Below are 21887 nucleotides of genomic sequence, written 5' to 3' on the forward strand. Positions count from 1 at the left end.
GCGGCTCAGGCCAGTCCGCGCACCAGCCGCAGGTCCTCGGTGTGGCGGTACCAGGTCCAGCGCTTCATCTCGCGCGGGTACGGCACCCCGTCGGACACCGGCACCGCCGGGATGCAGCCGAGCTGGAAGGCGCGCCCGTAGAAGGTGACCGGCCGCCGGAACAACACGCCCTTGGTGACCTGGACGACCAGGCCCGCGCCGCCCTCGGTGTCCGGGGTGACCACGATCGAGCGCGCCCGGCCGCGCAGCGCGACCTGGTCGTCGCAGTAGCCGACGCCCTGCACCGGCGCGACCTCACCGCGGCCGAGCAGCACACCGCCCGCGTCGTCGCGGATCAACGGCACCGGGTCGACGTCGCCGCGCACGGCCAGCCGGAAGGCGTGCGCCGGGTCGGAAGGCAACGACCACAGCCCGGCGACCTCCGACTCCCCGCCGAGCGGCACGAAGCCGACCGTGGTGCCGCCGAGGCGGTCCTTCCGCAGCAGCCGCAACACCACCGCGGCCAGGTCGGCGTCGGTCCCGGCGACCACCAGATGCCCGGCATCCGGCAGCAACGGGTCCACTTCCGCCTTGCCGGGACGGGCGGGCACCACCTCGGTGCGCAGGCCGTCCACCGCCGGGAAATCCGGCGCGCCGGGCCCGCAAACCAGCACCACTCCACGCACGCCCAGGTCCTCCGTTACAGTCATGCACCGGCATTTACCAGCGCCAAGTCCTTGTCGCCGAAACATCCTGGAGTGTCACATGCCGGCCATCGTGCTCATCGGTGCCCAATGGGGCGACGAAGGCAAGGGAAAGGCCACCGACCTGCTCGGCGACCGCGTGCAGTGGGTCGTGCGGTACCAGGGTGGCAACAACGCGGGGCACACCGTGGTGCTCCCGGACGGCCAGGACTTCGCGCTGCACCTCATCCCGTCCGGCATTCTCACCCCCGGCGTGACCAACGTCATCGGCAACGGCGTGGTGGTCGATCCCGGGGTGCTGCTCGACGAGCTGGCCGGGCTCGAAGCACGCGGGGTGGACACCTCGCGGCTGCTCCTCTCCGCCGACGCGCATTTGATCATGCCGTACCACGTGGCCATCGATAAGGTCACCGAGCGCTACCTCGGCGCGAAGAAGATCGGCACCACCGGGCGCGGCATCGGCCCGTGCTACCAGGACAAGATCGCCCGCGTCGGCGTCCGCGTGCAGGACCTGCTCGACGAGAAGATCCTGCGCCAGAAGGTGGAAGCGGCACTGGAGTTCAAGAACCAGGTGCTGGTGAAGGTGTACAACCGCAAGGCGCTCGAGCCGGAGCAGGTGGCCGACGAGGTGCTCGCGGCGGGCGAGAAGTTCGCGTACCGGATCGCCGACACCCGCCTGGAGCTGAACAAGGCGCTGGAGTGCGGGGAAACCGTGCTGCTGGAGGGTTCGCAGGGCACCCTGCTCGACGTCGACCACGGCACCTACCCGTTCGTCACCTCGTCGAACCCGACCTCGGGCGGCGCCAGCGCCGGGTCCGGCATCGGGCCGGGCCGGATCACCACGGTGCTCGGCATTCTCAAGGCCTACACCACGCGCGTCGGCTCCGGGCCGTTCCCGACCGAGCTGCACGACGAGGCGGGCGAGAACCTGCGCAAGGCGGGCGGCGAGTTCGGCGTGACCACCGGGCGGTCCCGCCGCACCGGCTGGTTCGACGCGGTGATCGCGCGCTACGCGGTGCGGGTCAACGGGATCACCGACTACTTCCTGACCAAATTGGACGTTCTCTCCGGGCTGGAGAAGGTGCCGGTCTGCGTCGGCTACGAGGTCGACGGCGTGCGCACCGACGACATGCCGATGACCCAGACCGACGTGCACCACGCGGTGCCGATCTACGAAGAGCTGCCCGGCTGGTGGGAGGACCTGTCGGACTGCCGCAGCTTCGAGGACCTGCCGGCGAACGCGCGGGCGTACGTGGAGCGGCTGGAAGAGCTGTCCGGCGCGCGGATTTCGGCGATCGGTGTCGGACCGGGCCGCGAGCAGACCATCGTGCGGCACCAGTTCCTCTGAGCCACGCGGGAATCTTGGCGTGGTGGCCGGGGTTGCCCAGGACATGACACTGGGAATCGCCATCGCCCCGGCCGCCGGCGCGGTCAACGCCGTGGACGACGTGGTCGGCCAGGCGCGCCGCGCGGCGGCCGCGGGTGTCCGGTCGGCCTGGTTCGGCCAGGTGTTCAGCTACGACGCGATCACACTGGCCACCGTGGCCGGGCGCGCGGTGCCGGAGATCACCGTCGGGGTTTCGGTGGTGCCGATCGCCGGACGGCACCCGCTGCTGGTCGCGTCGCAGGCGCAGACCGCGCAGGCGGCCACCGGCGGGCGGTTCACGCTCGGGCTGGGCCTGGGTGCGCCCGCCTTCGCGGAACCGGTTTTCGGCGTGCCGAACGACCGGCCGATCGCGCGGCTGCGGGAGTTCCTGACCGTGGTGCGCTCGGTGTTCGAGACCGGCACGGCCTCCTTCGAAGGTGAGCTGATCACCGCGAAGCCGCCGATGAGCGCGAAGGTGGCGGGGGCGGAACCGGTGCCGGTGGTGGTCGCCGCGATGGGACCGCAGGCGTTGCGCGTCACCGGCGAGCTGGCGGACGGCACGCTGCCGTTGCTGGCCGGGCCAAAAGCGCTGGCCGGCCACATCGTGCCGACGATCAGGGCGGCCGCGGACACCGCGGGCCGCCCGGCGCCGAAGGTCATCGCCGCGCTGCCCGCGCTGGTCACCTCGGACCTGGAGACCGCGCGCCGCCGGATGGCCGAACAGACCGCGTTCTACGACTCGATCCCGTCGTACCAGCGGATCATCGAGCTGAGCGGGGCCACGAAGGCCGCCGAGCTCGCGGTCATCGGCGACGAGGAACTGGTCGCGGCGGAGATCCGGCGCTACTTCGACGCCGGGGCCACGGAAGTGGTGATCACGCAGTCGGACCTGGCCGGGACCGCGGACCAGCTGCGCACCTGGCGCCTGGTCGGCGAACTCACCCGCGCCCTGACCTGAACCGTCGACGGCGCTGTCACGAATGTGGCTTTCGAGACGCCAAACGTCTCGAATGTGGCTTTCGGGGCGGGCTGAACCCGCCCCGAAAGCCACATTCGTGTTCAGGTCAGCGCCCTCAACGCCTTACTTGGCGGCTTCCAGCGCGGTGTCCGGGTGGTCGGCGAACACGCCGTCCACACCCGCGGCGAAGAAGGCCTCGAACTCACCGAACGCGTTGCCCCACGCGGCCGGGTCGGCCGACGAGCGCAGGTTCAGCGGCAGGAAGTTGTTCTCGTTCCGGAAGGTGTACGGCACCACCGGCAGGCCCGCGTTGTGCGCGTTGGTGACCAGCGCGGTCGGCGAGCCGAGGTTGCCGGCCGCGTCACGGGCGATCACCTGGTTCTTCTCCGGCCCGAGCGAGTCGGCGTAGCCGGCGATCTCCTTCAGCCCGGCCGGGGTGACCAGGTCGGCGTAGGTGCGCGGGTCGCCGTTCTCCACGAAGTCGGCGGGCGCGCCGCTGGCCGAGGTCAGCTGCACCAGCCGCACGCGCAGCTGCCGGTTCAGCTCCTTGAGGTTCGACACCTCGAACGACTGCACGATCACCGGCGCGTTCTTGCGGTCGAGCCCGTTGCGCTTGATCAGCTCGACCAGCTTCGGCTCGGTCGGGTTGCCGATCTTGCGGAAGTAGGTGGAGTGCTTGATCTCCGGGTAGGTGCCCAGCTCCCGGCGCAGCTCGCGGCCGAGCTCGCGGGTCAGGTCCAGCACCTCCTGGTAGGTGGCGATCTCGAACCGGCCGTCGTAGATCTTGTTGTGCGGCCGCAGGTCCGGGATGCGCTCCTTGGCCCGCAGCGTCTTCAGCTCGGCCAGGGTGAAGTCCTCGGTGAACCAGCCGGTGTAGCTGGTGCCGTCGATCACCTTGGTGGTCTTGCGGTCGGCGAACTCGGGGTGGTCGGCCACGTTCGTGGTGCCGCCGATCTCGTTCTCGTGCCGGGCGACCAGCTGGCCGTCCTTGGTCGGCACTAGGTCGACGTCGACCCAGTCGACGCCTTGGCGGTAGGCCAGCTCGTAGGAGGCCAGTGTGTGCTCCGGCCGGTAGCCCGGCGCCCCGCGGTGTCCGACGATCACCGGCTCATCGTGCCCCTTGCCGATGCCGGCCCGCACCTCGGCCTGCGCCGCCGCGGGCACCGCCGCCATGCCGAGCACCGCCAGCCCGCTCAGCGCCAGCACGGCGAGTCTTCTGCGCACCATCTTCGTCCTCCTCGTGTGTGGGTCGGCGCTACCTTCACCGCCCCGGAAGTCCGGCCGCTTAAATACGGGTTAACGCGATCTGGATCAACCCTTCATCTGTGAGCCGGGACACCGTAGCGTGCATTCAGCGTGGTGGCGTGCGAGCGGAGTGTGCCTTGGCCGAAACGACAGAGAAGTCACCGGGAACAGCGGACGTGGTCGCTGTTCAAGACGAGGAACGGCCGGCCAGGCAGCTTTCGCGGCGGCCCGACCTCCTCGTCGGCGTGGTCTGCTTCGCGGTCTCGCTGCTGGTGCTCAAGCAGGTGTTCTTCCCGTTCGCCCAGGGCGTGCAGTACTACCTGGTGATCTTCCTCGGCTGCACGCTGCCCGCGGTGTTCCTCTGCTACCGGCCGCGGTCGCGAAAGGACAGCGCCGAGACGGACGACCCGGGTGTGCTCGACTGGGTGCTCGCGGTGATCGCCCTGCTCACCGGCCTGTACCCGGTGCTGCCCTTTCCCGGCGGCGGGTTCGACGACTTCCTGGACCGGCAGGGCGTCTTGTCCACTGTGGACATCGTAGCCGGGGCGCTACTGCTGGTGCTGGTGCTGGAGGCGACCAGGCGGACCACCGGGCTGGTGCTGCCGCTGGTCTGCGTGGCCTTCCTGGCCTACGCCTACTACGGCGGCTTCCTGCCGCAGAGCTGGGGCATCGCGCACGCGGGCATCGACTTCGGCCAGATCGTGAACGCGCTGTACAACGACGCGAGCGGGTTCTACGGCACCCCGCTGGACGTGGCCGCCAGCTACATCGTGCTGTTCACCATCTACGGCGCGGTGCTCAACGCCTCCGGTGCCGGGCAGTTCTTCGTCGAGTTCAGCTTCGCGTTGTTCAAGCGGTCGCGCACGGCACCCGGCCGCACCACCGTCCTTTCCGGATTCCTGCTCGGCACGGTTTCCGGCTCCGGCACGGCCACCGCGGTCAGCCTCGGCTCGATCACCTGGCCGATCCTGCGCAAAGCCGGTTATCCCAAGGAGAACGCGGGCGGGCTGCTGGCCGCCTCCGGCATCGGCGCCATCCTTTCGCCGCCGACGCTGGGCGCGGCGGCCTTCATCATCGCCGAGTACCTGCAGACCGAGTACCTGACCGTGCTGGTCTGGGCGATCGTGCCGACGCTGCTCTACTACCTCGGCATCGTGCTCGCGGTCGAGGCCGACGCCCGCCGCTTCGGCGCCAAGGCCGTCGAGGTGGCCCACGGCAAGGCCGGGAAACTGCTGCTGCGCGGTGGTTACCACTTCCTGTCGCTGGCGATCATCGTGGTGTTCCTGGCGCTGGACATCCCGCCGTTCGCCGCGGTCGTCTACGCCACCGGCGTGGCCGCGTTGTTCGCGTTGCTGGCCAAGCTGGCCGGTTCCGGTGAGAACCGCGGTGAGGCGCTGAAGGCATGGCTGAAGGAGATGGCCGTCGCGCTGTCGCTCGGGGTGCGGGGCGCGCTGCCGGTCATCGCGGTCTGCGCGGCGGCCGGGATCATCACCTCGACCATCACCAAAACCGGGCTGGGCCAGGTGCTCGCGGACGCGCTCGTGCAGGCGGCGCAGGCGATTTCCAGCAATCCGACGGCGGTGCTGGTGCTCACCGTGTTCTTCTCGGCGGTCGCGGTCGGCGTGCTCGGCCTCGCGGTGCCGGTGACCGCGTCGTTCATCATCGCCTGGGTGGTGCTCGGCCCGGCGCTGGCCGACGTCGGCGTCGCGGACGCCGAGCGCGCGATGTTCATCTTCTACTACGCCGTGCTGTCCGAGGTGACCCCGCCGACCGCGTTGGCCGCGGTGGCCGCTGCCGCGATCACCGGCGGCTCGGTGATCGGCACCATGTGGCAGGCGTGGAAGTACACGCTGCCCGCCTTCCTGGTGCCGATCGCCTTCGTGCTCACCGACAACGGTTCGGCCCTGCTGCTGCAGGCGAGCTTCGGCACCGTGCTGTGGGTGGCGGCGGTGTCCGCGCTCGCGGTGGCCGTGCTCGCCGTGGTCACCGGCGGCTGGGTGGCCGGCCCGGTCCGCTGGCAGGTGCGGGCGCTGTGCGTGCCCGCCGCGGTCTGCCTGCTCTACCTCGAACCGATCGCGATCGCCGTGGGCATCGGGCTCTGCCTGGTGGCCGCGGCAGCCCACCTCGTCTGGCGCGAGAAACCCGCTCGTGAAGCCGTTTAAGGAGAGAGTCATGCGTTCGAAGCTTTTGCTGGCAGGCGCGCTGGCCGTCGCGCTTTCGGCGACCGCGTGCGGTGGGAAGCAGACCGCGGAACCTGCGCAGGGGCAGGGCGGCCAGGTGGCCTGCGAGGCGGCCGACGGCCGGATCACCATCGCCACCGGCAACGTCGGCGGGGTCTACTACGTGATGGGCGGTGGCATCGCGCAGCTGCTCAGCAACAACACCAAGCTCAAGGCGACGGCCGCGGAGACCGGCGCCTCGGTGCAGAACATCCAGCAGCTCACCGGCCGCGAGTACGACGTGGCCTTCACCCTCGCCGACACCGCCGCCGACGCGGTCAACGGCAAGGGCGCCTTCGAGGGCAAGCCGCAGAAGATCCAGGCGCTGTCGCGGATCTACCCGAACTCCACCCAGGTGGTGGTGCGCGCGGACGCCGGCATCAACTCGGTCGAGGACATGCGCGGCAAGCGGATCTCCACCGGCTCGCCGAAGTCGGGCACCGAGGTGATCGCGAACCGGCTGCTCACCGCGGCCGGGCTGAACCCGGACGCCGACATCCAGGCGCAGCGGCTGGCGCTGGGCAAGTCGGTGGAGGGCATGAAGGGCGGCACCATCGACGGCCTGGTCTGGTCGGGCGGGCTGCCCACGCCGGAGATCACCGACCTGACCACCTCGATGGGGGCCGGGGTGAAGTTCGTCGACATCACCCCGCTGCTGCCGAAGCTGCAGCAGATCAACCCGGTGTACGAGGCGGGCACCATTCCGGCGGCCACCTACCAGCTGCCCGCCGACGTGCCGACCATCGTGGTGCCGAACCTGCTGGTGGTCCGCGACGACTTCCCCACCGCGGACGGCTGCGCGCTGACCAAGCTGATCTTCGACCGCAAGGCGGAGCTGGAGCAGGTGCACCCGGCGGCGAAGCAGATCGTCAAGGAGCACGCGGCCCACACCGACCCGGTCCCGCTGCACGCGGGCGCCAAGCAGGCACTCGGGGGTTGATCGCCCGTCAAGCCGCCGCGCGGGTGACCAACGTGCGGCGGCTCCGGCGCCCCAGATACCCTGAGCCCCGTGCGTGTCCTGGTAATCGGGTCCGGTGCCCGTGAGCATGCCCTTGTCCTGGCTCTGTCGCACGATCCGGCGGTGACCGCGATCGCCTGCGCTCCGGGCAACGCGGGCATCGCCGCGCTGGCCGAGCCGCTCGCCGTCGACGTCTCCGACGCCGCCGCGGTCGCCGAACTGGCCACCCGCTGGAAGGCGGACCTGGTGGTGATCGGCCCCGAGGTCCCGCTGGTGGCCGGGGCCGCCGACGCGGTCCGCAAGGCGGGTGTCCCGTGCTTCGGCCCGTCCGCCGCCGCGGCGCGGATCGAGGGCTCGAAGTCCTTCGCCAAGGACGTGATGAACACCGCCGGCGTGCCGACCGCGCACAGCGAGATCGTGGACAACCCCGCGCACCTCGACGCCGCGCTCGGCCGGTTCGGCCCCACCTGGGTGGTCAAGGACGACGGCCTCGCCGCGGGCAAGGGCGTGGTGGTCACCGCCGATCGCGACCGCGCCCGAGCGCACGCGATGACCCTGCTCGACGGCGGTCACCCGGTGCTGCTGGAGTCGTTCCTGGACGGGCCGGAGCTGTCGCTGTTCTGCCTGGTCGACGGCCGCACGGTGGTGCCGCTGCTCCCCGCGCAGGACTTCAAGCGGGTCGGCGACGGCGACGCCGGGCCGAACACCGGCGGCATGGGTGCCTACGCCCCGCTGCCGTGGGCCCCGCCCGGGCTGGTCGACGAGATCGTGCGCACCGTGGTGCAGCCGGTGGTCGACGAGCTGGCCGACCGGGACACCCCGTTCTCCGGCCTGCTCTACGCCGGGCTGGTGCTCACCTCGACCGGTCCGCAGGTGATCGAGTTCAACTGCCGCTTCGGCGACCCGGAGACCCAGGCCGTGCTGGCCCTGCTGCACACCCCGCTGGCCGGGCTGCTGCACGCGGTGGCCACCGGTGAGCTGGCCGCGCAGCCGCCGCTCGAATGGGAGCGGGGTGCCGCGGTCACCGTGGTGATCGCCGCCGACGGTTATCCCGGGGTGCCGCGTTCGGGTGACGTGATCACCGGGGCCGAGGCCGACGGGGTGCTGCACGGCGGCACCCGCCGCCGCGACGACGGTGCCGTGGTCGCGCACGGCGGCCGCGTGCTGTCGGTGGTCGGCGTCGGGGACGACCTCGCCGCCGCGCGCGAGGAGGTCTACGCCAAGGTGGAGAAGATCCACCTGCCCGGCTCGCACCACCGGACCGACATCGCGCTGAAGGCGGTCCACGGCGAAATCGCGGTTCCCGCGAACTGAGCGGAACCGGCATGCCGTTCTCCGCGTCCAAGAGCAGTCCGCCGTTGTTCGCGCGTTGGTAGCCTGCCAGCACAGGCAACCGTAGGTGGGGTGCGCAGATGTCAGAGAACGAGCCGTCGGTGACCGGTGCGGTCTACCGCCAGTCCTCGTCGGGCTTGCCCGCGGCCGTGCCGTCGGTGCCCGGCGTGAAGGACCTCCAGGTCCAGCCCGACCAGGTGGACGCGGTGGCGAAGATCATCCACGACCAGGCGGAGCAGCTCGAGCAGCGGCTCGCGCAGCGCCTCGGCCAGCTGTGGATCGATCCGCCGTCCGAGGACATCGTGAGCAAGCACGCCGTCGAGGCCTGGAACGAGGTCGTGGTGGCCGGTGAAAGCTCGTACGAGAAGCAGGTCCGCTCGTATGTCGAGGGCCTGCGGACGCTGGCCGACCAGCTCCGCACCGCCTCGCAGACGTACCAGGGCAACGAGGACGCGACCGTCGGCGCCCTCGAGGACCGGCGTGTCCACCCGGCTTAGGCCCGTGTTGTGCCTGGCCGCCGCCGGCCTGGCGACCGTGGCTGGCTGCGAATCCACCTCCGGGACGCTGCCCGAGCCGGTCACGCCCCCGTCCGCGCCGGCGCCGGTGCCCGCCCCGCGCCCGGCGGAGCTGCGCCTGGACGGGATCGACCCGTGCACGCTGTTCACCGAAGCGCAGCTGGACGAGCTGAAGATCACCGAGCAGCCGGAGCCGCTGCCCGCGGACAACCAGCGCGAAGGCCCGACCTGCTCGCTGCCGGTGGCCAAGGGCGAACCGCACTACACCTACTACGTCGAGGCGATCACCGGGGCCGATCTCGAGGCCTGGGTGACCGGCGACCGCCGCAACGGCAGCAAGATCACCGAACCGCGCCAGGTGGAGCGGTTCCCGGCGCTGACGCACCACGGCCGCGGCAGCTCGCCCAGCGACTGCGAGACGCTGGTCGGCGTGGCGGCGGGCCAGACCCTGCGGGTGCAGCTCTACCCGGTCACCAGGGGCGCGTTCGACCAGCGGCAACTGTGCGAGCTTTCGGCGGGCGCGGCGGCGCTCGCGGTGAAGACCTTGGGTTCCAGGGGTTAGGGGAAGAACGTGGACATTTCGGCGATGGTGGAGCGGATCCGCGGCCACCGGTTCGACGGGTACAGCCCCAACGGCATCGCGGACGAGATCGACAAGTTCCGCTCCGGGTCCGGGGTCGGCGGCATCGGGGAGGCGGTCGACGCGCTGAAGGCGGTGGCCAGGGAACTGGCCAACACCGACAAGACGCTGCGTGAGGAGCTGTCGAAGCTCGGCGTGGCGTGGACCAGCGGCGCGGGTGGCCGGGCCAGCGCGGTGCTGGTCGAGCAGGCCGGGTTCTCCGCCGACGCCGGGGACAAGGTCACCCAGTCCGCGGAGCTGATCTTCGCCCAGGGCGAGGCGTTCACCCGGACCCTGCACAAGCTGCCGGAATCGAGCGCGATCCGCGCCGGCTCCGGTGGTTACTCGCTCGGTGACGGGCTGATGAGCCTGATCGGCTACGAAACCGACCACGCCAAGGCGGTCAAGGCCTCGCGTGAGGCGAAGGACCAGGCCGTCGGGGTGCTCAACGACTACGCCAAGGCCAGCGGCGACAACCTGTCGTGGACCGAGGCGCTGAACGCGCCCGAGGCGCTCAACCTGACCGGCACGCCGGGCGGGCCCAGCCCGCTGGACATCGGCACGCAGGCCGCCAACGTGCACGCGGGCGGCTCGCCGATCACCGACGGCCCGCCGCCGGCCAGCGGTGGCAAGGGCCCGCTGCCGACCACCCAGTCGGGGGCCGGCGGGTTCGACCCGCCGACGCCGCCGATGGGCCTGCCGCAGCAGTCCGGTGGCAGCCGTCCCAGCGTGTCCATTCCGGACTCCTCGACCGCGCCCAGCTCGGCGACGCCGCCTTCGTCCGCGCCGCCGGTGGTGGCGCCGGGGCCGGTGGTCCCGGGTGGCCGGGTGCCGCAGCACACGCAGCCGAACCAGCCCAGCCAGCCGAGCCACCCCGGTCAGCCGGGTCCGGGTCAGCCAGGGCCGGGTCAGCCGGGTCACCCCGGGGTGCCGAACTCGCCCGGCGTGATCGGGCAGAACCCGCCGGGCGGGCAGGGCACGGGCAGGCCGTTCCCGAACAACATCGGCACGCCGGTTTCGCCGGGCACCCCGGGAACACCGGGCACGCCTGGTTCTCCCGGGTCTCCCGGCGGCATCGCGGGCAAGCTCAGCGGTGGCCTCCCCGGCGGTGGTGGCGGCGCCGACAACCTGGTCGGCGGCAAGGGCGGTGCCCCGGGCGGCGGTGTGCCCGGCGGTGGTGACGGCCCGCTCGGCAAGGGCAAGATCTTCGGCTCCGGCCCGCAGGCGCCCGGCGCGATGCCGCCCGGCGGCGGGTTCACCGCGGTGCCGAAACCGGGCGGCGTCGGCGACTTCGCCTCCGGCGCGGCGGCCATCGGGGCCGGTGCGGTCGGCGGTGCGATGGCCGGTGGTGAGGGCGACCGGCGCGGCCGTGGCGTTGGCAAGAGCGGGTCCCCCGGCAACTTCCCGCGCTCCGGCCAGGTGCCAATGGGTGATCTGCCCGAAGAGGAGCAGCGCGCGCTGCGCCGGTCCGGCCAGGGCGCCGAGACCGAGAAGCGCCGCGGTTTCCTCGAGCAGGCCGCCACGCAGGACGGCGAGGGCGACGCCGAGCACGTCCGCAAGTTCGGCATCGACGACAAGGACCTGTTCACCGACCAGCGGATGGTGGCGCCCGACGTGATCGGCCGCGACGATGCCGGCGACGCACGCTGAGGAGTAACGACAACGTGGGTTCGCCCAACGGCAGCCTGGTGCTGTCCGCGCTGGAATTCGACATGCTCTGGGAAGCACAGGGCCTGCCGGAACGCCATGTCGCGCTCGACGTTCCGACGCCGGGCCACACCCACGCCGAACGGGCGGCGCTGGTCGAGCGGGCGTGGCGCACGCTCGCCGACCGGCGCCTGGCCAGAGGCCGCCGCGCCGACGGCGAGCTGCTCGACATGCTGAACCTGCTCGCCCGGCCGAAGGTGAGCATCGACGTCTGGGTGTGGGCGGAACGCGAGATCCACGGGCTCGCGGTGAGCGTGGGCAGCGAGGCGCTGCTCGGCGTGGTCGACGGTGACGAGGTGTGGCTCATCCCGGCCAGGGACAGCTCGCTCGCCGAGGCCGCGGTGTCGGTCACCGGTGAGCTGCACCCCGGGGTCGGCCGGTCGGTGAGCCTGCCGCACGACGTGCTCGTCGAAGCCGACGCCGACGCCCGCGGTGACGCGAAAGCGCTGGTCACCGCGCTGGAGGATCGTGGTGTGCCGTTGTGGCAGTGCCAGGAGCTGGCGGGCATGCTGATCGGCACGGTCGCACGCGGCCAGTTCGGCGCGGAGCGGCAGGGCCGCGACGGCATGCGCCGGGCGCCGCGGGTGGTCGCCTTCCACGACACCGACGCCGGTCGTTACCTGTTCCAGCTGGCACGCAACACCGACAACCGCGACTGGGCCACGGTCGCCCCCGCCGACAACACCCTGCTCTCGCAGCGCGTCTGGGAATTGCTGGAAGAGATCTAGCCGAGGACCAGGGGCAACTTGGCCGCCAGCTCGCCGAGTTCGGCCCTTTCCGCGTCGGTCGGCGCCCGGCGGCCCGTGCCGATCAGCAGCGCGTCCCGGTCGGAGAACGACTCCGGGAACGCGGCCCCGGCGATCTGCTCCAGCATTTCGCGTGTCCGCGCCAGGCCTTCCGCCGGTGGTGGCGTCGCGCCGGGCAGGTGCGCGATCAGGTCGAGGTGGTGCAGCGTCCACTCCAGGACATACGCCGAGAGGTAGTCGCCCGCGGTGAGGACCATGTCCTGCGTGCTGACGCGAAGCGCGGGGTCGGCGAGCACGGCCGCGCGACCGGCCGCGGAACCGACGTCGTCCAGGTGGAACTTCAGCAGCCCCGGCTCCTGGTACGCGGCGGCCAGCCGGACGATCAGCGCGTCGAGCGGGTCGTCACCGGTCGGCGGGGTCCGGGAGACCGCCCAGTAGGTGACCGCGTCGCGCGTCGGTTCGGCTTCGGTGGGCGTGACCAGGGTGATCAGCACGTCCTGCGCGTCGATGACCAGGTGGCACACCAGGTCGCGGACGAGCCACCCGGCGCAGCCGGACGGGCGGGCGAAGTCTTCGTCGCCGAGGTCGGCGACCACCGCGAGCAACGCCGTCCACGACCGCGAAAAGAGATCCACAGCGGCCAGATTAGGGCTTGGGCAGCTTGGGGATAACCGATTTTGCCGCCTCTTCCGCCTTCCCGCACGCGTTGACGCTCGACGTGTAGCTCACCCGGACCTGGTCGGTCTCGCCGTCGCCGGTACCCCGGTGCGTCCAGTTGATCGTGCAGGTCACCGGCCCGCCGCCGGTGGCCTCCGTGCGCCGCGCGGGAATCCCGCCCAGATCGATCCCCACGCCCTCGGTGTCCGGGTACATCACGTCGAGGTGCAGGGTGAGGGTGTCCTGCCCGGCCCATTCGCACCGGCGCAGCGCCTTCGACTCGGGTTTCACCGCCGCGCCGAGGATCCGCTGGGTGGTCGCGTCGTCGAGCACGGCGCACGGGTCGACCGGCAGCACGCTGCCCGGCGGGACCTGCCGATCGACCGCGGGGTCCCGCAGCCGGTGCAGCGCCCTGGTCAGCGCCGTTTCGGCGACCGCGCACGGATCGCCGTCCCGCGAGGAGTTGGTGACCATCACGCTGGAGCCGGGCCGCGACGGCAGCCGGACCATGGCCTCGCAGCCGCCGCTGATGTCGTTGAGCAGCACACCCTGGCCCTCGATCACCGTCGGCGAGGTGCGGATGCCGGTGGTCTCCAGCGGATTGCCGAGCACCAGTTCGACGTTCACGTCACCTTTGCCCTGGTACGGGCAGCTGTAGGTGCGGACGGCCCGGTCGTCCGGCTCGTAGTCGCCGTCGAGCACCCGGCACGGATCCACGCGCAGCAGGCGTTCCGGCGTCAGAGCGTCCTGAATGGACAGTGCGGGCGGGGTCTCGCGCTCGGCCTTCGCCGACTGCGCCAGCCGGTACACGGTGACCGTGCCCGCCACCAGCAGCACCGACAACACGGCCGCGCCGACCGCCCACACCCAGCGGCGGCGCTTCTTCGCGGGCTTGGGCTTGGGCGGCGGTGGTTGCCACGCGGGCAGTGGCAGGGAAAGCGCGGCGCGCACTTCGGCGTCCTGCTGCCGGATGCGCGCGTGCACGGCGTCGGGCCATGGCGTGGCGCCGGGCGGCAGGTGGCCGAGGAAGTCGAGCAGCTGCGCCGGGGTGGGCCGGTACGCCGGATCCTTGGCCAGGCACGGTTCGACCAGTCGCCGGATGTCCGGCGGCACCGCGCTGAGGTCGGGCTGGTGGTGCACGACGTTGTAGAGCGTCTGCGCGGTGGTGGCACCGGTGAACGGCCCGCGGCCGGTGGCGGCCATGACCATCAGCGCGCCGAAGGAGAACACGTCGCTGGCCGGGGTGACCGGCGCGGTCCCGGCCTGCTCGGGCGACATGAACGCGGGTGAGCCGATGATCGCGCCGGTGCCGGTCAGTTCCTGGCCGTCCTCGACCGCCCTGGCGATGCCGAAGTCGATCACCCGCGGGCCGTCTTCGGTGAGCAGGACGTTGCTGGGCTTGAGATCGCGGTGGATCAGGCCCGCGCGGTGGATGTCGTGCAACGCCGCGGCGAGCCCGGTCGCCAGGTGCCGCAACGCCGCCACCGGCAGCGGCCCGGCCGCGTCCACGGCTTCCTTCAACGACGGCCCGGTGACAAAAACCGAGGCGAGCCAAGGGGTTTCGGCTTCGGGATCGGCATCCATCACGGCGGCGGTGTAGGCACCGGAGACCAAGCGGGAGGTGTTCACTTCACGGCGGAAGCGTTCGCGGAACCCGGGATCGTGCGCGAACTGGGCGTGCACCTGCTTGACCGCGACGAATCGCCCGTCGGGCGCGATGCCGAGCAGCACCCGGCCCATGCCGCCCTCGCCGAGCGCGGCGATCAGGCGGTACGGGCCGAGCTGGCGTGGTTCGTCGGGGCGTAGCGGCTGCACGGCGAGACTCTACGGTTTCGGCAGTTTCGGCATGATGAGCTTGGCGAATTCCAGCGACGGGCCGCAGACCTGCTCGGGTGCGGGTTTCTGGCCGGAAATGCTGTGGTGCATCTCGACCACCTCGGCGCTGCGCTCGTCGATGGGCCGGTGCTGCCAGGTCAGCGTGCAGCTCGCGCCGGCGCCGTTCCGGTACTCCTTGGTCAGGTACACCGGCGTGCCGTTGACGTCGACGGTGCCGGTGACGTCGTAGGAGCTGTCCTTCGACTGCACCGGCGGATGGCTCTTGACCAGGTCGAGCTTCAGGAAGCCGGAGACCGTCCAGCGGCAGCCGTGCAGGTCCTCCGGTTCGACCTTGACCACCGGCCCGAGGAACGGCTGCACCTCGGTGGCCGAGGCGAGCGAGCACGGGTCGACCGGGATGAGCGTGCCCGGTGGCTGTTCGTGCTGCGGCGGGTTCTCACGCAGGCGGGTGATCGCGTCGGTGAGCATGGCCTTCGCCACGTCACACGGCTGGGCGAGCTTCGCGCTGGCGCTGGTCGAGGCCTTGATCGCGCTGTCGGCGCGGCCGTTGACCGGCACCGCCGCCTCGCAGTTCGCGCCTTCCTTGACGGTCAGCGGCAGCCCGGCCAGCTCCCCGGACGGCACGCCGTCGATCGGGTTGTGGTTGCCGAGCTCGAGATCGACCCAGTCGCCGTCGGGCCCGGTGTAGGTGCACGCCCACAGGTGCACGTCGATCTTGGGCTTGAGCACGCCGATGCCCGCCACCGACTTGCCGTCGAGCACCTGGCACGGGTCGACCGTGCGCAGCTTGTCGGTGCCCAGCGGGTCCGGGTTGGGCGGCGTGCTGGGCGCGGGCGCGGGCGGGGCCGACTGCGCGGCGGGCTGGGCGGGCGGCGGCTCGTCCCCGGAGGTGAGCTCGACGGCGACGATGGACCCGGCGACCAGCGCGACCACCCCGGCCGCCGCACCCGCGATGGCCAGGCCACGGCGGGATTTGCGCGGTTTCGGCGGGTGCAGCGCCTGGTGCACGGCGACGCGCTGCCGTTCGATCAGCTGCGGCACCACCGGCGGCCAGGGGTGGGGGTTGGGCGCGATCGGGCCGAGCTGCTCGAGGATCCAGGCCGGGGCCGGGCGTTGCTCGGGGTCCTTGGCCAGGCACGCCTCCGCGATCTGGCGGATGCCGGGCGGCAGCGCCCGCAGGTCGGGCTGGTTGTGGACGACGTTGTAGAGGGTGTGCGGGGTGGAGGTGCCGGTGAACGGGCTCTGCCCGCTGGCGGCCATGGCGAGCAGCGCGCCGAGGGAGAAGACGTCGCTGGCGGAGGTGAGCGCGCGGCCCTCGGCTTGTTCGGGGGACATGAACCCGGGTGAGCCGATGATGGAGCCGGTGTGGGTGAGTTCGGAGGAACCCTCGACCGCGCGGGCGATGCCGAAGTCGATCACGCGGGGCCCGTCGGCGGCGAGAATGACGTTGCTGGGCTTGAGGTCGCGGTGGATGAGCCCGGCGCGGTGGATCTCGCCGAGCGCCAGCGCGAGCCCGGCCGCCAGGTGGTGCAGCGACCAGGGCGGCAGCGGCCCACCGGCCGCGACGGCCTCGGTCAGCGACGGCCCCGGCACGAAGACCGACGCGAGCCAGGGCGTGGGCGCGTCGGGGTCGGCGTCCATGACCGCGGCGGTGTACGCGCCGGAGACCATGCGCGAGGTGTCCACCTCACGGCGGAAGCGCTCACGGAACCCGGGGTCGTGGGCCAGGCCGGGGTGGATCTGCTTGAGCGCCACCAGCCGCCCGTCCGGCGCGACCCCGAGCAGCACGCGGCCCATGCCGCCCTCACCCAGGGCAGCCACCAGCCGATAACGCCCGACCTGCCCCGGTTCACCCGGATTCAACGCCTTCACGACTCTCCCCACGTTCCAGGCCCAGATGCTACAAACACCTCAGTGGGGAAAGCAGGCGCGAGGTGCGCCGGAAGTTCTAAAGTAACTCGCGGAACCGCCGCCCGGGCTGTCACGTCTGATCGGCGGACGAAGGCTTGCTGAAGGGGATGACCAGACGTGCCGGTGTACGACGCGGAGTCGATGGGGATCGCGGCGCGGCGGGTGGCGAAGCTGCGCGACGAATTCGACAAGTCCAAGGGCAAGGTCATGCCGGTCGAAGGGGAGCACAATCCCTTCGGCGAGATGGGCGGCTCGGAGGACGTCAAGGGCGCACTCGGCGGCTTCCAGAGCGGGGTGCATTCCGAGTTCGAGGCCGGGGGAAAGCTGATGACCTCACTCAGCGACGCCCTGCTGCGCGCGGCGGGCCTGATCGCGGAGAACGACCAGGCCTCCGGCGAGACCATTGCCCGGCAGCAACGCCAGGCCTGACATTTCTTTGGCGTAAAGGGGCGGAATCTTGGCACTGGGCATGCCGGCCATCTGGCCGGAAGTGGAAAGCAAGGCCAAAGAGGTCGAAAAGGTCAAACCGGCCACCATTCAGCAGGCGGCCGATGAATTCCGTGAGGCCTCCGCCGGCACCGAGGACCACGCCGCCGAGCTGAAGAACGCCGCCGCCTCCCTGCAGGACGGCAAGGTGTGGGACGGCCCGGCCGCCGACGAGTTCTTCGCCTACGTGGCCAAGGTCGGCGAAGCAGGCAAGAAGTTCAAGGACAAGCTCGACGAGGTCGCCGACAAGCTCGAGGCCCTGCAGAAGGACCTCGGCACGATCAAGCAGCAGGTCGAGAGCAAGTTCAGCGACGCGAAGGGCAAGATCGAGAGCAACATCTCGCAGGCCAACTCCGCGGCCGCGACCGCGCAGCAGGCGGTCGACCGGGGTGAGCAGCCCAACCCGGGCCCCGAGCAGATCATCGCGGCCGCCAAGGACACCAACGACACCATCGCGAGCAACGCGAAAACCGACATCCAGGCGCTGCTCGACGACGCCAACGTCAAGATCGGTGAAGCGCAGAAGCTGATGAAGCAGGAGATCGAGGGGGGCTTCTCCTCGGTCACCCCGCCCGGCAGCGCCAGTGGCAACGGCAGCAGCGGCGGGTCCAGCAGCTCCAGCGGCGGCGGTGGCAGTTCCAGCGGCGGTGGCGGTTCGTCCAGCGGGGGCGGGGGTGCCTCCGGTGGTGGCGGCCTCGGCCCGAGCGGTGGCCCGCCGTCGAGCGGCCCGCCGCCCGGCAACGTGGACCAGTGGATCCGCGAAGCCATCAAGATCCTGCAGGCCAACGGCATCCCGGTGACCGAGGACAACATCGACGAGATCTGGACGATCATCGAGAAGGAGTCCGGCGGCGACCCGCACGCGATCAACAACTGGGACTCGAACGCGGCCAAGGGCACCCCGTCCAAGGGCCTGATGCAGTGCATCGACCCGACCTTCCAGGCGCACAAGCTGCCCGGCCACGACGACATCTACAACCCGGTGGACAACATCATCGCCGGGGTCCGCTACACCTTCGACCGCTACGGCGGCTTCGAAGGCCACCCGGGCCTGAAGTCCATGGCGGGCGGCGGCGGTTACCAGGGTTACTGAGCCCGGGTCAGCGCACGACCTGCACCGGGTCCCCGACCTTCAGCGTGGAGAAGTACTTCGCCGAAGCCTTCGCGGACAGGTGGATGCAGCCGTGCGACTGCTGCGAGAGGCTGCCGGTGTGGAAGGCGATGCCGGGCACGAAGAACACCGAGTTCGGCATCGGCGCGTCGAACTGCCTGCTGTGGTAGTTCTTCACCTTCGAGGTCACGCTGAACGTGCCGACCGGCGTCGGATAGCCCTTCTTGCCCGCGGTGATCGGCACCGGGCCGTAGGCGACCTGCCCGTCCCGCAGGATCCAGGTCTTCTTCGCCGACAGGTCCACGCACGCCCCTGAGCTGATCGAGCACGGCACACCGGCCGCGGGCTTCTCCACCGGCTTCGGCTTGGGCTTGGTGGTGCTCGGCTTCTTCTTCGTGGTGGTCGTGGTCGTCGGCGGCGCACTGCTCGTGGGCGGCGCACTGGTTGTGGGCGGCGGCACGGTCGTCGTGGTGGTCACCGGGGGCGCCACCTCCCCGGCGGGCGCGGCCGCCCCGGCCGGGGCCCCCGACTCCCCGGCCGAGCACGCCCCCAGCACCGCCGCCGCGGCCACCCCGGTCACCGCCATGATCAGCTTCCGCACCGTTACCCCCAGAAAGTTGCCTACATCACACAGGACGCCATAACCCCAGTTCAGTTGCATCCAGTCAGATCACGCTTGCGCAACGCCCCAGGGCGCGTCTGACGGCTCAAGTTCGCGATCTTCGGGCCCAGGCGGCCCCTGGCGGCACGGCGGGCTTCGGCCGAGTACGTCCAGTACGAGGCCGAACCCGCCGCACCACCAGGAACCACCTGGATCCCGAAGCTCATCGAACAGAGCCGTCAGACGCGCCCTACGCTCTGCCCATGGCCACGTTCCCCGGTCCGGCCCGGCGCGCCGACGTTCCCCCGTTCCACGTGATGGATGTGCTCTCCGCCGCCCAGGCGCGGCAGCGGTCCCACGGTGACGTCGTCTCGCTCGCGGCCGGTCAGCCCACCGCCGGCGCGCCCCGCCCGGTGCGCGAGGCCGCCGAGAAGGCCCTGCGTGACGGCAACCTCGGCTACACCGTCCAGCTCGGCATCCCGGAGCTGCGCGAAGCCATCGCCGAGCACTACGACCGCCAGTACTCGCTCGAGGTCAGCGCCGACGACGTGATCGTCACGACCGGCTCGTCCGGCGGCTTCCTGCTGTCCTTCCTGTCCGCCTTCGACCCCGGCGACCGGGTCGCGATGGCCAGGCCCGGCTACCCCGCCTACCGCAACCTGCTCACCTCGCTCGGCTGCGAGGTGGTCGAGTTCGGCGTCGACGCGAGCACCCGCTTCCAGCCGACCGTCGACCTGCTGGACCAGCTCGGCCCGATCAAGGGCCTGATCGTGGCGAGCCCGACCAATCCGGCGGGCACCGTGCTGCCGCCGGGTGAGCTGGCCGCCATCGCCGGCTGGTGCTCCTCGCACGGCGTGCAGCTGATCAGCGACGAGATCTACCACGGCATCACCTACGACACCGAGGCCGCGTGCGCCTGGCAGAGCTCCGGCGAGGCACTGGTGCTCGGCTCGTTCTCCAAGTACTTCGCGATGACCGGCTGGCGGCTGGGCTGGATGCTGGTGCCGCAGCGGCTGCACCGCGCGGTCGACGTGCTGACCGGCAACTTCACCATCTGCCCGCCCGCGCTCGCCCAGCAGGCCGCGGTCGCCGCCTTCTCCCCGGATTCCTACACCGAGCTGGACGGCCACGTCGCGCACTACCGCGCCAACCGCGACCTGCTGCTGGACGGCCTGCGGAGCATCGGCCTGGAGGTCGCGGCCCCGGTCGACGGCGCCTTCTACGCCTACGTCGACGTCTCCGCGCACACCGACGACAGCCTCAGCTGGTGCCAGCGGCTGCTCGCCGACACCGGGCTCGCGATCACCCCCGGCATCGACTTCGACCCGGTGGACGGCGGCCGGTTCATCCGGCTGTCCTTCGCCGGTGCTCGTGAAGACATCACCGAAGCGGTGCGGCGGCTGGGCGGCTGGCTCGGGGGAACCCCGGCTTTTCCCTGAACGTTGGCCCGATGACGGGCCGACCGGCCACCCGGCGTGGGAGCCTGGAGGCACGTCGAACCCAAGCGGAGGATGCCATGTTCTGGAAGATCGTCGGGGCGCTGATCGTCATCTGGCTGGCGTTCACCGTGCTCGGTTTTGTGGTCAAGGGCCTGTTCTGGCTGGCCGTCATCGGCGGTGTGCTGTTCGTCGGCACCGCGGCCTACGGCGCCATCAAGGGCAAGAAGGACCCGAAGCGCATCGGCTCCTGAGCCGTTGTCAGCTGTCCTCGTCGCCTGACAAGCTGTACGCGCACGTACACGCTGCGGAAGGGGCGGGGCGATGACGTCGACCGGGCTGGTGTTTTCGCCGCTGTCGATCGTGCTCGCCGCGGTGTTCTGCGCGGCGGGCGGGTCGAAGCTCGCGGGCGCGCCCGCGATGCGGGAAACGGCCGCCCACCTGCGGATCAGCCCGGTGACGGATCGCGTGGTCGGGGCGCTCGAACTGGCCGCCGTGGCCGGGTTGCTGATCGGGTTCTGGGCCGTCGGGCTGGCGATCGCCGCCTCGGCGGGCCTGGCCCTGCTGATGGCCGGGGCGGTGCTGGTCCACCGGCGGGTGCACGACCAGCTCGGCCGGTACATGCCCGCGCTGGTGCTGGGCCTGCTCGCGGCGGCCAACGTGGTCCTGCTGGTACTCGCCTAATCCTTGCGGGCAACTCCACAAAGCAGTAGCCGGTGCGCGTCGGTCAGCGGCCGCATGCGTGGCCCGTCCGGCCACCACTCGTGGGCGTGGACCAGGCCGGGGTCGAGGATCGGCAGCCCGTCGAACAACGCGGCGATCTCCTCACGCGAGCGCGCGACCGCCTGGAGCGGCGTGTCCCGGTACAGCTTCAGCAGCTCCTTGGTGACCAGGCTCGGCGCACTGCCGTCGTCGGCGTCGTGGAGGTGCGTGAGCAGCACATACGACCCGGGCGCGAGCGCCTCCACGTACCCGTGCAGCACCTTCTTCGCCTGGTCCAGGTCGTCGAGGTGGTGCAGCATGGCGCTGACCACCAGCCCCATCGGCCGGTCCAGGTCCAGGTGCACGGCCATTTCGCCGAGCGTGCCAGCCGGGTCGGTGTAGTCGCAGCCCAGGAACAGCGTCGAGTCGTAGTCGGCCAGCCGGGCGCGGCCGTGGGCCAGCACCAGCGGGTCGTTGTCCACGTAGACCACCCGCGCGCGCGGGTGGAACTGCTGCACCACCTGGTGGAGGGTGTGCCGCGCGGGCAGGCCCGCCCCGAGGTCGGCGAACTGCGCCACGCCGGCGCGTTCGGCGAGGAAGCGCACCGCGCGCAGCACCCACTGCTGGAGTTCCTTGGTCGCCTCGGGCGCGCCCGGCGCGACCTCGAGGATGCGCCGCGCCATCGCCCGGTCCGCCTCGTAGTTGTCCATGCCACCGAGCAGGGCGTCCTGCACGCGGGCCTGGCTGGGCTGCGAGTAGTCGATCGGCACCGGGCGGGGGCCGGTCATGCGGGCACCTC

General features: G+C 71.3%; 21 protein-coding genes. 14 read left to right on the forward strand and 7 right to left on the reverse strand.

All coding sequences use genetic code 11. The annotated features are described in order from the left end of the window. Positions 1-5: 5 nt before the first annotated feature. The gene (locus tag A4R43_RS32060; RefSeq protein WP_236808405.1) at positions 6-689 is read right to left on the reverse strand and encodes a hypothetical protein; all 684 of its coding nucleotides are present in this window, start codon (positions 687-689) and stop codon (positions 6-8) included. A 55-nt stretch (positions 690-744) separates the two neighbouring features. On the opposite strand from A4R43_RS32060, the gene A4R43_RS32065 reads away from it, so the two are divergent. Then, complete coding sequence (locus tag A4R43_RS32065; RefSeq protein WP_113695506.1) at positions 745-2031, forward strand: adenylosuccinate synthase; 1287 nt, start codon at positions 745-747, stop codon at positions 2029-2031. Between the two features lie 43 nt (positions 2032-2074). After that, complete coding sequence (locus A4R43_RS32070; protein ID WP_113695507.1) at positions 2075-3007, forward strand: TIGR03564 family F420-dependent LLM class oxidoreductase; 933 nt, start codon at positions 2075-2077, stop codon at positions 3005-3007. Between the two features lie 123 nt (positions 3008-3130). Here A4R43_RS32070 and A4R43_RS32075 read toward each other — a convergent pair whose 3' ends face one another. After that, on the reverse strand, positions 3131-4234 hold the full coding sequence (locus A4R43_RS32075; protein ID WP_113695508.1) for a glycerophosphodiester phosphodiesterase: 1104 nt from the start codon (positions 4232-4234) through the stop codon (positions 3131-3133). A gap of 155 nt (positions 4235-4389) precedes the next feature. Between A4R43_RS32075 and A4R43_RS32080 the strand changes: the two genes are divergently transcribed. The 7 genes from A4R43_RS32080 to A4R43_RS32110 all read left to right on the forward strand — a co-directional run bounded on the left by A4R43_RS32080 (position 4390) and on the right by A4R43_RS32110 (position 12330). Next, on the forward strand, positions 4390-6414 hold the full coding sequence (locus A4R43_RS32080; protein ID WP_162788659.1) for a TRAP transporter permease: 2025 nt from the start codon (positions 4390-4392) through the stop codon (positions 6412-6414). A gap of 10 nt (positions 6415-6424) precedes the next feature. Then, the gene (locus A4R43_RS32085) at positions 6425-7411 is read left to right on the forward strand and encodes a TAXI family TRAP transporter solute-binding subunit (RefSeq protein ID WP_113695510.1); all 987 of its coding nucleotides are present in this window, start codon (positions 6425-6427) and stop codon (positions 7409-7411) included. 69 nt (positions 7412-7480) lie between these two features. Beyond that, positions 7481-8743, forward strand: a complete 1263-nt coding sequence (gene purD / locus A4R43_RS32090; protein WP_113695511.1) for a phosphoribosylamine--glycine ligase — start codon at positions 7481-7483, stop codon at positions 8741-8743. Between the two features lie 98 nt (positions 8744-8841). After that, positions 8842-9258, forward strand: a complete 417-nt coding sequence (locus A4R43_RS32095; RefSeq protein WP_113695512.1) for a hypothetical protein — start codon at positions 8842-8844, stop codon at positions 9256-9258. Then, positions 9242-9838 carry a DUF3558 domain-containing protein gene (locus tag A4R43_RS32100; RefSeq protein WP_236808407.1) on the forward strand — a complete coding sequence of 199 codons (597 nt, stop codon included), beginning with the start codon at positions 9242-9244 and terminating at the stop codon, positions 9836-9838. Before A4R43_RS32095 ends, A4R43_RS32100 begins: the two co-directional genes overlap by 17 nt. 24 nt (positions 9839-9862) lie before the next feature. Then, complete coding sequence (locus A4R43_RS32105) at positions 9863-11545, forward strand: hypothetical protein (protein WP_236808409.1); 1683 nt, start codon at positions 9863-9865, stop codon at positions 11543-11545. A 62-nt stretch (positions 11546-11607) separates the two neighbouring features. Next, positions 11608-12330: an ESX secretion-associated protein EspG gene (locus A4R43_RS32110; protein ID WP_418190862.1), complete on the forward strand. Its 723-nt coding sequence runs from the start codon at positions 11608-11610 to the stop codon at positions 12328-12330. Here the strand turns inward: A4R43_RS32110 and A4R43_RS32115 are convergent. The 3 genes from A4R43_RS32115 to A4R43_RS32125 are packed head-to-tail and all read right to left on the reverse strand — an operon-like array spanning position 12327 to position 16713. Continuing rightward, positions 12327-12983, reverse strand: coding sequence for a maleylpyruvate isomerase N-terminal domain-containing protein (locus A4R43_RS32115; protein ID WP_113695516.1), 657 nt, complete (start codon positions 12981-12983; stop codon positions 12327-12329). The genes A4R43_RS32110 and A4R43_RS32115 overlap by 4 nt on opposite strands. A 10-nt stretch (positions 12984-12993) precedes the next feature. Continuing rightward, positions 12994-14820, reverse strand: a complete 1827-nt coding sequence (locus A4R43_RS32120; RefSeq protein ID WP_113695517.1) for a serine/threonine-protein kinase — start codon at positions 14818-14820, stop codon at positions 12994-12996. Between the two features lie 9 nt (positions 14821-14829). Next, positions 14830-16713: a serine/threonine-protein kinase gene (locus tag A4R43_RS32125; protein ID WP_113695518.1), complete on the reverse strand. Its 1884-nt coding sequence runs from the start codon at positions 16711-16713 to the stop codon at positions 14830-14832. Positions 16714-16869: 156 nt separating this feature from the next. Between A4R43_RS32125 and A4R43_RS32130 the strand changes: the two genes are divergently transcribed. Continuing rightward, on the forward strand, positions 16870-17181 hold the full coding sequence (locus A4R43_RS32130) for a hypothetical protein (RefSeq protein ID WP_113695519.1): 312 nt from the start codon (positions 16870-16872) through the stop codon (positions 17179-17181). 25 nt (positions 17182-17206) lie between these two features. Beyond that, positions 17207-18331 (forward strand): transglycosylase SLT domain-containing protein, encoded by a 1125-nt coding sequence (locus tag A4R43_RS32135; protein WP_113695520.1) that lies wholly within the window; start codon positions 17207-17209, stop codon positions 18329-18331. Between the two features lie 7 nt (positions 18332-18338). On the opposite strand, the gene A4R43_RS32140 is transcribed toward A4R43_RS32135, so the two are convergent. After that, positions 18339-18950, reverse strand: a complete 612-nt coding sequence (locus A4R43_RS32140) for a L,D-transpeptidase (RefSeq protein WP_113695521.1) — start codon at positions 18948-18950, stop codon at positions 18339-18341. A gap of 263 nt (positions 18951-19213) precedes the next feature. Between A4R43_RS32140 and A4R43_RS32145 the strand changes: the two genes are divergently transcribed. The 3 genes from A4R43_RS32145 to A4R43_RS32150 all read left to right on the forward strand — a co-directional run bounded on the left by A4R43_RS32145 (position 19214) and on the right by A4R43_RS32150 (position 21070). Further along, positions 19214-20389 (forward strand): pyridoxal phosphate-dependent aminotransferase, encoded by a 1176-nt coding sequence (locus A4R43_RS32145; RefSeq protein WP_113695522.1) that lies wholly within the window; start codon positions 19214-19216, stop codon positions 20387-20389. Between the two features lie 77 nt (positions 20390-20466). Continuing rightward, positions 20467-20640, forward strand: a complete 174-nt coding sequence (locus tag A4R43_RS43495; protein WP_205215116.1) for a hypothetical protein — start codon at positions 20467-20469, stop codon at positions 20638-20640. 70 nt (positions 20641-20710) lie between these two features. Further along, positions 20711-21070 carry a DoxX family protein gene (locus tag A4R43_RS32150; RefSeq protein WP_205215117.1) on the forward strand — a complete coding sequence of 120 codons (360 nt, stop codon included), beginning with the start codon at positions 20711-20713 and terminating at the stop codon, positions 21068-21070. Here the strand turns inward: A4R43_RS32150 and A4R43_RS32155 are convergent. Then, positions 21067-21876, reverse strand: coding sequence for an SAM-dependent methyltransferase (locus tag A4R43_RS32155; RefSeq protein ID WP_113695523.1), 810 nt, complete (start codon positions 21874-21876; stop codon positions 21067-21069). The two genes, A4R43_RS32150 and A4R43_RS32155, sit on opposite strands and share 4 nt — an antisense overlap. Between the last annotated feature and the right edge of the window lie 11 nt (positions 21877-21887).

This window comes from Amycolatopsis albispora (assembly GCF_003312875.1).
GTDB lineage: Bacteria > Actinomycetota > Actinomycetes > Mycobacteriales > Pseudonocardiaceae > Amycolatopsis > Amycolatopsis albispora.

Coding starts and splice junctions, on each gene's coding strand:
- A4R43_RS32145 (WP_113695522.1), top strand. CDS start 19,214: ATGGCCACGTTCCCCGGTCCGGCCCGGCGCGCCGACGTTCCCCCGTTC.
- A4R43_RS32065 (WP_113695506.1), top strand. CDS start 745: ATGCCGGCCATCGTGCTCATCGGTGCCCAATGGGGCGACGAAGGCAAG.
- A4R43_RS32105 (WP_236808409.1), top strand. CDS start 9,863: ATGGTGGAGCGGATCCGCGGCCACCGGTTCGACGGGTACAGCCCCAAC.
- A4R43_RS32110 (WP_418190862.1), top strand. CDS start 11,608: ATGCTCTGGGAAGCACAGGGCCTGCCGGAACGCCATGTCGCGCTCGAC.
- A4R43_RS32075 (WP_113695508.1), bottom strand. CDS start 4,234: ATGGTGCGCAGAAGACTCGCCGTGCTGGCGCTGAGCGGGCTGGCGGTG.
- A4R43_RS32150 (WP_205215117.1), top strand. CDS start 20,711: ATGACGTCGACCGGGCTGGTGTTTTCGCCGCTGTCGATCGTGCTCGCC.
- A4R43_RS32095 (WP_113695512.1), top strand. CDS start 8,842: ATGTCAGAGAACGAGCCGTCGGTGACCGGTGCGGTCTACCGCCAGTCC.
- A4R43_RS32060 (WP_236808405.1), bottom strand. CDS start 689: ATGACTGTAACGGAGGACCTGGGCGTGCGTGGAGTGGTGCTGGTTTGC.
- A4R43_RS32155 (WP_113695523.1), bottom strand. CDS start 21,876: ATGACCGGCCCCCGCCCGGTGCCGATCGACTACTCGCAGCCCAGCCAG.
- A4R43_RS32070 (WP_113695507.1), top strand. CDS start 2,075: ATGACACTGGGAATCGCCATCGCCCCGGCCGCCGGCGCGGTCAACGCC.
- A4R43_RS43495 (WP_205215116.1), top strand. CDS start 20,467: ATGTTCTGGAAGATCGTCGGGGCGCTGATCGTCATCTGGCTGGCGTTC.
- A4R43_RS32085 (WP_113695510.1), top strand. CDS start 6,425: ATGCGTTCGAAGCTTTTGCTGGCAGGCGCGCTGGCCGTCGCGCTTTCG.